The following is an 11,136-nucleotide window of genomic DNA, read 5'->3' as shown; positions in this document are numbered from 1 at the left end:
TCTGATCCCTCTCAGCTCGTCTCCATTGGCTTTTGAGGTATCACATCGGCCATCTGATCCCTCACGGCTCGTCTCCATTGGCTTTTGAGGTATCACCCCGCCCTTCTGATCCCTCACGGCTCGTTTCCACTGGCGTTTGAGGGATTACATCGCGCATCTAATCCCTCTCGGAGCTACCGAAACCCACCCCTTTACATTCTTTATGTAACGTGCTACAATGATTAATCCAGAGGAAACGACTCCTCTGCTTATCCGGGGACGATACGGATTCGACAGGGATAGATTGAGCTTAAGCTGCGAGTCGAGCTGGGCAGGCTCGAAAAAGGCCCATGCCAATAATAACTGGCAAAGCAAAAGAAACTTTCGCAACACCAGCTGCACCAGTAGCTGCGTAACAGTTGCGGATCCTTCCTTCCATCTCCCGCGTGGAAGTTTTGAAGGGTCTCACTCATAGCGGGATACGCTGACTGGCCGCCGTCTGAGGCCAGCAGAGGAGACTCATCAGACTAGCTGCATGAAAGCCTGTCACCGGGCTGACATGACAGCGAATGATAATACGGTGACTACGCTCGTAGACGTTTAAGCGGCAATATTTCTGGACGCGGGTTCAACTCCCGCCGTCTCCACCAATACTTATATGACAGTGGTTACAGAGGATGTGGGAACAATTTGGGAACATTTTGAACAAAAACGTTCTCACGAAAAGTCATTTTCCATTAATTCTACGGCTTCTTTTTGCTTAGATGGATACATGTGGCTGTATGTGTTCAAGGTTGTTGCCACATCAGAGTGACCAAGCCGGTGGGCGATAACTATCGGGTTGACGTTTTTATCTATAAGATATGATGCATGGGAATGCCTGAACTCGTGGAGCACTATCCTTTTAACTCCGGATGCTTTAATATACTTCTCATAATGACGGTCGAGGGTGGTTGTCGCTATACTCGTATAGAATTCCCCGAACACTACATAATCCGATTTTACAGGTGCTGTTTTTCCAGCATCTTTTTTAAGTTCTTTTAATGCCTCCATAACAAAATCGGGCATTACTAAATTACGTTCAGATGATTTGCTTTTCGGTTTTGTCACCTCCCGATCATATTCCGTTTCAGTGATTGAGATTTTATTATCTTTAAAATCAATATCCTTCCAAGTTAATGCTAACAGCTCCCCTTTACGTGCACCACTGTAATATTTTGTGTAGAAAAATGCACTAAAAGTAAGATCGTCTACAACCTCAATGAATTTTTTAAACTCCTCAAATGTCCAATAATTCAGCCGTTTGTTATCTTCTAATTCGAAGTTTCCGGCAACACTTGCTGGATTTGTCTTCAACCCTTTGTACCTGATGCCGAATGTAAAGATTGCTGACAAAGTGACATGTATTGATTTTAAATAATCGTTTGAATAATTGCCGATAATCTTGTCTTGGTACTCCATAACATTATTCGCCACTATATCAACAGCAAACCTGTCCTTAAATTCCGGAATCAGATGGTTTCGGATGATGTTTTTCTTCTTTTTGAATGAAGATAGCTTTCTTCTTTTTTCATACCACTTTAAATATTGCTCGGCAAGTTGTCTAAACGTGATCGAGTTCGTTTCTTCTTTCCCTGCCAGTAATTTTGCTTCCATTTCTTTGGCGGCCTTTTTTGTTTTAAATCCTCTCCGCCTTACATGTTTTTTGGTACCGTCGTTTTGTTCTACCCTGACTCTTACGTAGTACGTGTTTCTGCTCTTATCCTTATATATTGGCATATCATTACCTCCTAATCCAAAATCACAGAGTATCCAATGACTTTAGCATATACACGTAAGGTGTTGCTTGTATCTTTTGGTATTTCAATTTCTTCATATTTATTTGTAGTGCTTTCTGGGCTAAAAATAACCACATTATCTTTTTCATAATATCGCTTCATACTATAGGCGTTATCGTGGCTAAAAATTAAAATGTCATTGTCCTGTATATTTTCCAATTTCATAGGTTTGCAAATGACATATGAATCATCGGGTATAACTTTATTCATACTTTCCCCATTCACTTTCATTACAAATAAATCGTCAGCGTTTGAATGTTTCCCTAACAATTGCGTAGAAACATCAATATATTCTAACCGTTCTGCAGCAATTCCTTCTACAATAGCCAAAGCCCCCGCAGCTATATCTCCATATAAAGGTAATTCACGGGTTTGAACTGGATATTTAATCGAAGTTTCAGCAACATAAGAGCCTCCTTGTATTGAATGATTAGAACCATTGTCTTCCTTTTTATATTCCCTTTTCTCTTCCTCAAAAAAATCTTGAATAGGGACATCAAACATCTTAGACATTGTTACGAGCTTGTCCATTAAAGGTTTGTTATAGCCTCGCTCCCAAGCGGAAACGGATGTAGGCGCTACGTTTAATCTTTTAGCTAATTCCGTTTGTGTCAACCGATTTTCTTTCCTTAGTTTTTTTATTAATTGAGATAAGGTCATTCATCTTCTCCTCCTAGTGTATCATCTGCTTCACTATTATACATTATAAATGTAGGAAAGTACATTATAAATGATAAAATAGATGTGTTTTTCGGTATAAATACAGATAAAATGAAAATTTTACTTGTAATAACAGAAATGATGTACTAAAGTTTTATGTAATAAGGGGGTGATCTTATGAAGTACACACTGAGACAAGCCCGAATGATAGGGGAGATGACACAATTAGAAATGGCAAATGAATTAAATATGTCTAAAAAGACATACATTCAGTATGAAAAATATCGGAAAATATTAAGGATGGATGATGCACAAAAGTTTGTTATGGCGAGTAAGATCCCATTTGAGAAAATTATTTTTTTTGAAAATCAAGTACAGAAATTCTGTATAAACGAAGGGGGAGACGAAACGTGCATGTAAACTTATATGTAGCCAGAAAGGAAAGAAGATTATCACAATATAATATTTCAAAAGTTATTGGTATTCATAAACAAACCTATTACTTGAAAGAAAATGGTAAAAAAGAGTTTACCTTAAGTGAGGCAAAACAACTTGCTGAAATTTTTGATACGACAGTGGATGAATTATTTTCTAAATCCAGACGATAAAAAAGCAATATTCTATAAATTAAAAAACATACGATTTATACGGTTAGGGTGATTCTGTGAATTATGTAAAAGAGTTAAAAGCTTTTAAGGATTGGTTGCTACTGAACGATCTTGATACCAGCGCAATTGCATTATGGTACACGCTAATGTCCATAAACAATATGGCTGGCTGGAAAGAACGATTCAATGCGCCCAACTCCACCGTAGAGAAATTAACAGGGCTCTCTAAACAAGGGTTGGTCAATGCTCGAAAAAACCTTATTGATAACGATCTGATTGTCTACGAGAAAGGGAAAAAGAACAAGGCTCCTGCTTATCAAATGAGATCTTTAGTCAACTCAGCTGACCCATCAGGATACCCATCGGGATACCCATCAGGATACCAATCCAATGACGAATCCTTGACCATACCTAAACAGAAACGAGACGGTTATGAAGAAGTGGAAGATGAGGAAAAGACACGCGCCGAAGATCCGTATGTTATCTATCAAGAAAATTTTGGCGTGATGCGACCGATGATTACCGAATCCATTAGCGATTGGTGCTCGTCCTTCTCCGCAGAGATTGTGGTTGCTGCGATGAAAAGAGGCATCAAACAAAATGCTCGATCCTTTGCTTATATCGAAAGTATTCTTAGGGATTGGTCTCAACAAGGCATAAAAACGATTAATGATATCAAGGCATACGAAAAACAAACAAGCCAACCCTCAAAGACCATTCCTTTCCCGAAACAAAAAGACCAACGCTTAGAAACGCTTCAACGCATGCGAGAAAAGGGGGAGTAATCTATGGAGTACAATCAAGCGATAGATATTTTGGAATCGATTTCGGCTGTGTATCCACGATTCGAACTTAGCGAAAAGAAAGTCAAAATCATCATGCCCGCTCTTCTTAAAATGGATTATGAAGGTGTGATGGCCAATGTTGAGCGTCATGTAACCAAAAACCCATTTCCACCTACCATCGCTGAAATTGCCGCGTACCCTGTTCAAACAAACGAAAACATTGAAAAATGGCGGGAATGGGAGTTGGCGGCGTCCAAAATCTCTCAAGAACGTAAACGTCAACTCGTGATCAATCTCCAAAAATTATTGGCTGAGAGAGCGAGGGATGGAATTGATTGAGTGTATAGAGTCTGAGCAAGCCGCATTAGGGACAATTCTTTATGAACCTTCATTGATTCAGGAGTCGATGCTCCAATCTTCTCATTTCGCAACGGTTGCTCATTCCTTGATTTTTAGAGCCATGCGAACGGTCGAAGCGGAAGGAACAGAACCTGAACTAGCTGCTGTTATAACAGCCTTAGGTGAATCCATCCATCAAACTGGTGGAATTCAATACCTGACACAGCTTGCTGGTTCAGTCGCAACGACCGCAACGTTTACCCATCATGAACGTAAAATCGTCGAAGCGTACAGACTCAGAGAAAGCCGTCAAGCAGCGATTCGATATGTGGAACAGCCGAACGAGTCAGCGCTTCAACGATTATCTCAGAAATTAACCGACCTTCAACGTTTGGGAGCCATCAACCAAGAGAAAACGTTAAAGGAATGGCTATATGAAATTTCGGACGATATGAGTCGTACGCAAAATGAAAATAAAAACAGTTACAAGACAGGGTATGCACCTTTGGATCAAATGACCGGCGGGTTACAACGGAAAGAATTGATCGTGGTTGCTGCTCGTCCCTCCATGGGGAAGACAGCTTTTGCTTTAAACCTAGGATCTAACCATTGTAAAAACGAGGGAAGATGTCTTTTATTTAGCCTGGAGATGGGCTCTAAGCAATTATTACAGCGGGTGATTTCGGCGGATACCCATATAGATGGTCAAAAGTGGAAGTTTCCTTCTCGATTTTTTAGTGAAGAAGACTACGATCGGGCAACGACATCGATCGCGTCGCTATTGGATTGGAAGCTCAATATGTACGAGAATACATCTGTTATCAGTGATATTTGTTCCATTTCCCGCCAAACGGCAAGAGAAAACCCGGATGATGACTTGCTCATCGTGATTGATTATTTACAAATGATCCAGGGACTCGGACGATTTGAGCGTAAAGATTTAGAGGTAGGAGCCATTACGCGCGAACTTAAACGCCTGGCGACGGATCTAAATGTTCCTATCATTGTTTTATCTCAATTATCGAGGAAGGTTGAAAACCGTCATGATAAACGCCCCGTGATGGCTGACCTTAGAGACTCTGGCAATATTGAACAAGATGCTGATGTGATCGCTTTCTTATATCGCGAGGCATACTACGATCAAGATGCCGATCATGCAAATCAAGTAGAAGTGGATGTTTCGAAACAGAGAAATGGACCAACCGGAACGATCCATCTTGGTTTTATGAAAGAATGCGGGCGATTTATCGATATTGATGATACCGCATGAGAGGAATGCCGTGTGAATCAATATCAATAATGAGTTACGGAGAGTCGGTCGCAGCGAATATTTATCACTTTCCACTGGAGGTTATAACTTGAATAAAAAGGAGATCCATGAAGCGCTTATGAATTATAAATGGATGATGAATGTCCTCATCACGAAACGTCAAGAAATGACGGGGGTGAGTCAAGCGATGGTATCGAAATATGGGATTGAAGCGACTCTTCCATCTGGCAGCACGCCGTCCGACCCTGTCTATTATGAAATACAAAGGATGGAACGCTATGATGCTCATACGAAAAGCTTGAAATGGAAAGTTTCATTTATCCAACGCCATTCGACAGCCATTACTGATATCAAAGATCAAATCATTTTAGATGAACTATTAAATGGAAACACATTGCGCCAAATTTCTAAAGATCATCATCTATCGGTTGCAGCTGTCAAAAGGCGAAAAGATCGTATTATCGAAGACATGTATGGAGATGCTGAATCTGAACAATGTTTACAAACGTAACAATGGAAACAATCGAAAATCTTTAGACACACGCTAATATAAAATTTTATAATAGAGGAAAGTTATTTACCTCTTGTAATCATTGAAAATCGTTTACGGATGTTGTACTCAAACGCAGCTGTCGATGAGGAGACGCTTGGGGGTTTCGGGTTTAACCGTCAAAATCCATAATAAGGCGTTAACATGTTTGGTAGGAGGATTTGTATGAAGAACAGCAAAGGTTTTCTATTTGGAGGGTTTATAAGTTTTTCCTTGTTATTAGCCGGTTGTGGTGAGAGTGCTGGTGTTGAATCTTTATCACCAGATGACATGGAAGCGTATTTACAAGATAATGAAGAAGCCTTTATTTTAACGACAAATACTGAGGACGAAGAAGAACGCCAAGAGATTATTGAAATGGTAGATGAAAATGTTGAAAATATGCCCGTCAAGGAAATAAATTCACGGGATGAACGAGTGACGGATAATGAACAAGGATTAGAGGATATTGGAATTGCTGGTCCTAGTGTTCATGAATCATTGAGCTACTATGAAAATGGAGAATTAGAAGAACGAACATCAGTAAGTGAAGTGGATTATGAGGATGAGGAAGAAAAGGCTGCAGAGATCCAAAATTTTGATCGTACATTTGAATAATCGATGAATCAGGGTGTATGTAGGGATAACATACATCCTTTTATATTCTCAAAAGGAGGTGAAGGAAGGAAACAAATCATGAAGCGTAAAAAACGCTTCTTTTTTTATGCCTAAAAACGAGAAAGGAGGACCCAATGGTTTCTCAGCGAGATGTAAAACAGTCGAAAGAATTGGTCCAGACGCTTTTAAGTATTCAAGGGGGAGATTATAACGATTGGCTCCACACTCAACACCAGTCGTACATTCGTGAGCATCAAGACGTCCTGATTCAAAGTTTACTTCACTATCATGACAATCCGAAAGGAAAAACAAAAAAGCCATCGTCGGAAAAAGAAGATTCAATCCAAGCAAAAACCGATGAGACCGGTGAGAGCTCTCAACCATCACCATTACAAGGAGTGGAAAACACATGAACGTGATTATTCAATGGATAGAATGGCAGCTAATTTTAGGTGCGGTAGATAATATACAAAGCACGGGTGAATCTATCCTCATGGGCATGCAAGTCGTTGGTGGCGTCGTGGCGGCGATTTCAATTGGCATTGGTGCTTATTTTCTCATGGCCGGTGGCGCACGGGGGCGCATGTCATCCATCGGTTGGTTTGTTGGTGCTGCTGGCGGTTTAGTCATGCTCTTAGGCGCTCTCGGGATTTCTCAGTGGATTGAAAGCTCCATCACATTCTAAAACAGATAGGATGCCATATTTTCGTTATTCAATATTACGATTTAAACCAGGAGGGGTAAAGGTGCACGTTTTTTTCACCTCACCGTTGGAAGGTGAGCATATTCCTGCGTTTCAATCCCTTCCTTTAGCGGACGCTGTGCAGCGAACGCAGGAGATTGATCAACGCTGGAAAAAACAAAATAAATCATCGGTTTCCTTAGACTTCATCGTCCACGGTGAAGATGGTCAAAAACTTTATGCTGGCACATATCAAATGGGTGACTCATACGCGGCCAATTTGTATGAGCATATCTGCTTTCGACTCATGGAACGACGTATGCGTAACGACGACGAGATTGAAAAACGCAATCGGTTCCTCCATCAACTGACGCAGGCAGTCCCGGCGGATGTGCGGATCGACATCAACGAACACTTACGTCAACAGGATGAGAAGAATCAAACGTGGTGGAGCCGACTAAGCCCGAAGGCAAGGATCATCGGAGGCGTTGGCGCAGGCGTGACAACGCTTGCCCTCGTGTTTTCGATCGGACTGGTGGCCGTCGTTAGCCAACAGTCCGAAGTGCTTGCAGCGATGAATGAATCGTACGAGGACGAAAAGGAGATGAAAACCCTTTACGCTGAGGCGGTGGCCGGTGATGCTAACGGGGCCGTGGAAGCCTTGCAAGCGCAAAGTGATCGAAGCGATCAAGAAGACGCCGTGCTCACGCATTTGCTTATCGGGCAGGAAGCCTACGAAGAAGCCATGCAAATCAATGGTCAATCAGATGAAGCCGTCGCTGATGCCATATATGAGCAACAGAACCTTGAGGCGCTCACGGAATTTCAAGCATCCTATGAAACCGCCGTCGGTGATTTTGAAATTGCGTATGATGATGAGCGTTACGAGGATGTCATCGCCGTTGAAGACGTACCGATGAATGCCAATCGGCAAGAAAAATTAGGCTATGCCCATATCCAATCAGGCGATATAGAAGAAGCCAAACAACTAGCCAGTGACATCAACAGTGAATCCTTGAATGACCAAATCAGTGCCTATGAAGCATTAACCGCAGACATTGATGATCTTCAAACGCAGATTGATGAAGAAAGCGAAAACGACGATCCGGACGATGATCAAATCGAAGAATGGGAAGATGATATTGAAGATATGGAAGCACAAATGGAAGACATTTAGAAAGGAGCGAAACGGGGGTGTTCAACCATTGGATTAACCGGCCAAGAAGTATTCGCGGTGAAAGGGAGGATGTTTAACACCCATGAAATCGATACTCGCCAATAAATATGTGTTGATCCCTTTATGTATCATTTTGTTTACTGTGGTACAAGTGATCGGCACATTTTTATTGAATTTTATACAAGAAGCGTGGGCGCTTTTTCGAACGTTTCCGAATATCGAAGAACCCTTAAAAATGGAATGGGCGTTCTTCACAAATGTTCAAATAACCGATATGCCGTGGTTTTATGGCATGACGGCTATCTTAGGACTTATCCTCGTGGGGATCACGATTTATAAACTGACGAGCAACTTTGCGGCCATCGGACGCGATGAAAAAGGTTCACAACGGTTTGCGACCAAGCAAGAGGTGGCTAAGCAGTATAAAAAAATCCCGGAGAAGGAAAAAACCTACAACGGCAAAGGCGGCGGCGTCATCGCGCATAAGGGACACTCGCTTTATATCGATGATGACGCCGTGCATAACTTGATCATTGGTACGACACGGTCCGGAAAGGGGCAGTTATATGTTGACCCCACCATTGATGCCTATTCAAGGGCCAAGCAGAAACCGTCCATGATTTTAAATGACATGAAGGGCGAATTGTTTGTCCGATTTAAGGAGATATTAGAGCAGCGCGGCTTTGACGTATTGGCGTTAAATATGATGAATCCGATGCAGAGCATGAGTTATAACCCTTTGCAACTCATTAAAGACGCTTACAAAGAAGGCAATTTCTCGGTGGCTGAAACGTTGTGTGAGTCGCTCACGCACATGCTCTATTATAATCCGCATGTGAAAGATCCCATGTGGCAAAACTCGGCAATGAGTCTTGTGAATGCGATGATATTGGCGATCACTGAGGATTGCATCCAAAACGGTGAGGAAGAAAAAATCACGCTCTATACCGTGTCCAATATGTTATCGGAACTCGGATCAATGCAAATGCCGCATTCCTTGGACCCGGAGGCGACGGTGAATGCCCTGGATCAATACTTTCAAGACCTTCCCCAAGAGAGCGTGGCGAAGATGCAGTATGCGACAAGCAATTTTGCCAAAGGAAACACACGATCGGGTATTTTTACTACGGCGATGGCGGAACTGCGGCGCTTTACATTGAGTGAACAGGCGAAAATGACCGCGAAAAACTCCCTTGATTTGAAAAAGGTTGGGTTTGGCCAGTCCGTCGAAGGGAAAGGTGTCCCCTTTGCCAAAATCACGGTGACGTTTCCGGATGGTACGCAGGAAACCAACCAAACGGGGGAGGGCGGCTATTGGGTGGTGCATTTTCAAGGCACGCTCCATGAGCATGATACCTTGATCATTGATCATGATCCCAACCCTTATTCACAAAAAGCATACAAAAAGCTGTCTCAATACCAAAAAACGAAAGTGAAGGAACAGCAGGCACGCCTAAAAGCAACGATCCAAACCCTGGATCAGGAAACCGGTCAAGCCACAGTCGAACAGGAGGATCATAGCGATGTCCGTGTCACTGAGGTGGTCAGTTACGACCGACCGATCGCCTTATTTATGATCACGCCGGATTATGATGATTCGACGCATGTGCTTCCGTCCATGTTCGTTGACCAACTGTACTTTTCTTTAGCCAAACACGCATCGATGGCCAAAGGGCAAGAGTGTCCGCGTCAGGTCGTGTTTATGCTCGATGAGTTTGGTCAAATGCCAGCCATATCCGGCATGGGGTCTAAAACCACCGTGTCGCTGGGTCGTAATATTCGTTTTCACCTTATCCTTCAAAGTTATGCGCAACTCAAAGAAAAGTACGGTGAGGATGATAAAAATACGGTGCTCGGGAATTGCGGCAATCACATTTATATTAAGACGGGCGACGAAGAAACCGCCAAGAACTTCTCGGAGAAACTCGGAAATGAAACGCGAGAGGTGGAAACAAGATCCGGCACGCCGTTTTCCTTTAAAAAAGCGAAAACCGACAATACCGAAGGACGAAAATTGCTGGATGCCAATGAACTGATGGAACTTGAAAAAGGAAGTACGGTGGTCTTTCGGACGATGAAACGTGAAACGCAAGACGGGAATCAACTTATCCGTCCGTTTCCGATTTATAACAAACGCATGCCTTACGCTTATCAATATCTCAATCTCGATCCAGAGTTATCTATCACAGACATTGAAGTAGATACCCCCCATCGTCACCTGCGTTTATCCGATCTCATCATCGATTTTGGCTTTGACAGTGAAGATGAAGGGATGTTGTCGGCGATGGCAAATAAAGAAACGAAGGCAACAACGCCGACACAAGTCGCAACCTCAAATGAACCGGACGAATGGAAACAAACCGCCATATCTCACGTCTTAACCGGTTCGTTATGGACGATGGTGATGGATCGCGTGGCGCCACGCTTGCATGCGGAAGAATCAACGATGCAGACGATGACCGTCAATGATTTTATGCAAACCCTACGGATGCTCGGTGACTCAGACGAGGTCGATCAAAACACGTATGCCTCAATCCGAAAAACGATTGATCAATATCATGCATCGTTGGAGGAAAACGCGGAAGAAATAAAGGATGAAAAGCAACAAGACATACACCAGGAAGCTATTTAGCTCAAACAAGGAGGCAGCG

13 protein-coding genes and 1 other RNA gene are annotated in these 11,136 nt (G+C 42.6%); 12 read left to right on the top strand and 2 right to left on the bottom strand.

The genetic code is table 11. The features are described from left to right. Nucleotides 1-254 precede the first annotated feature (254 nt). Nucleotides 255-629, top strand: a transfer-messenger RNA (tmRNA) gene (ssrA, locus tag BLS58_RS02955). 67 nt (nt 630-696) lie between these two features. On the opposite strand, the gene BLS58_RS02950 is transcribed toward ssrA, so the two are convergent. Both BLS58_RS02950 and BLS58_RS02945 read right to left on the bottom strand, forming a co-directional pair. Further along, on the bottom strand, nt 697-1,758 hold the full coding sequence (locus BLS58_RS02950) for a tyrosine-type recombinase/integrase (RefSeq protein ID WP_090396074.1): 1,062 nt from the start codon (nt 1,756-1,758) through the stop codon (nt 697-699). A gap of 11 nt (nt 1,759-1,769) precedes the next feature. Continuing rightward, the gene (locus tag BLS58_RS02945) at nt 1,770-2,477 is read right to left on the bottom strand and encodes a LexA family protein (RefSeq protein WP_090396073.1); all 708 of its coding nucleotides are present in this window, start codon (nt 2,475-2,477) and stop codon (nt 1,770-1,772) included. A gap of 177 nt (nt 2,478-2,654) precedes the next feature. Here BLS58_RS02945 and BLS58_RS02940 point away from each other — a divergent pair, with 177 nt between their 5' ends. The 11 genes from BLS58_RS02940 (at nt 2,655) to BLS58_RS02890 (ending at nt 11,117) form a co-directional block, all read left to right on the top strand. After that, nucleotides 2,655-2,897, top strand: coding sequence for a helix-turn-helix transcriptional regulator (locus tag BLS58_RS02940; protein ID WP_218126135.1), 243 nt, complete (start codon nt 2,655-2,657; stop codon nt 2,895-2,897). Further along, nucleotides 2,888-3,085 carry a helix-turn-helix transcriptional regulator gene (locus tag BLS58_RS02935; RefSeq protein ID WP_090396072.1) on the top strand — a complete coding sequence of 66 codons (198 nt, stop codon included), beginning with the start codon at nt 2,888-2,890 and terminating at the stop codon, nt 3,083-3,085. Before BLS58_RS02940 ends, BLS58_RS02935 begins: the two co-directional genes overlap by 10 nt. A gap of 56 nt (nt 3,086-3,141) precedes the next feature. Further along, on the top strand, nt 3,142-3,870 hold the full coding sequence (locus tag BLS58_RS02930) for a DnaD domain-containing protein (protein WP_090396071.1): 729 nt from the start codon (nt 3,142-3,144) through the stop codon (nt 3,868-3,870). A gap of 3 nt (nt 3,871-3,873) precedes the next feature. Continuing rightward, complete coding sequence (locus BLS58_RS02925; protein ID WP_090396070.1) at nt 3,874-4,209, top strand: replicative helicase loader/inhibitor; 336 nt, start codon at nt 3,874-3,876, stop codon at nt 4,207-4,209. Continuing rightward, the gene (locus tag BLS58_RS02920) at nt 4,196-5,479 is read left to right on the top strand and encodes a replicative DNA helicase (protein ID WP_090396069.1); all 1,284 of its coding nucleotides are present in this window, start codon (nt 4,196-4,198) and stop codon (nt 5,477-5,479) included. Before BLS58_RS02925 ends, BLS58_RS02920 begins: the two co-directional genes overlap by 14 nt. A gap of 88 nt (nt 5,480-5,567) precedes the next feature. Further along, nucleotides 5,568-5,990: a hypothetical protein gene (locus BLS58_RS02915; RefSeq protein ID WP_090396068.1), complete on the top strand. Its 423-nt coding sequence runs from the start codon at nt 5,568-5,570 to the stop codon at nt 5,988-5,990. Between the two features lie 204 nt (nt 5,991-6,194). Further along, nucleotides 6,195-6,626, top strand: coding sequence for a hypothetical protein (locus tag BLS58_RS02910; RefSeq protein ID WP_090396067.1), 432 nt, complete (start codon nt 6,195-6,197; stop codon nt 6,624-6,626). 134 nt (nt 6,627-6,760) lie between these two features. Next, complete coding sequence (locus BLS58_RS02905; RefSeq protein WP_090396066.1) at nt 6,761-7,039, top strand: hypothetical protein; 279 nt, start codon at nt 6,761-6,763, stop codon at nt 7,037-7,039. After that, nucleotides 7,036-7,311 (top strand): hypothetical protein, encoded by a 276-nt coding sequence (locus BLS58_RS02900; RefSeq protein ID WP_090396065.1) that lies wholly within the window; start codon nt 7,036-7,038, stop codon nt 7,309-7,311. The genes BLS58_RS02905 and BLS58_RS02900 overlap by 4 nt, the downstream gene beginning before the upstream one ends. Before the next feature lie 61 nt (nt 7,312-7,372). Further along, nucleotides 7,373-8,485, top strand: a complete 1,113-nt coding sequence (locus tag BLS58_RS02895; protein WP_090396064.1) for a hypothetical protein — start codon at nt 7,373-7,375, stop codon at nt 8,483-8,485. 82 nt (nt 8,486-8,567) lie between these two features. Further along, nucleotides 8,568-11,117, top strand: coding sequence for a VirD4-like conjugal transfer protein, CD1115 family (locus BLS58_RS02890; protein WP_090396063.1), 2,550 nt, complete (start codon nt 8,568-8,570; stop codon nt 11,115-11,117). Nucleotides 11,118-11,136 lie beyond the last annotated feature (19 nt).

This window comes from Natribacillus halophilus, assembly GCF_900100185.1.
In the GTDB taxonomy this organism is placed as follows: Bacteria; Bacillota; Bacilli; order Bacillales; family Marinococcaceae; genus Natribacillus; species Natribacillus halophilus.
The sequence above is the reverse complement of the archived record's forward strand: the minus strand, read 5'-3'. Positions and strand labels throughout refer to the sequence as shown.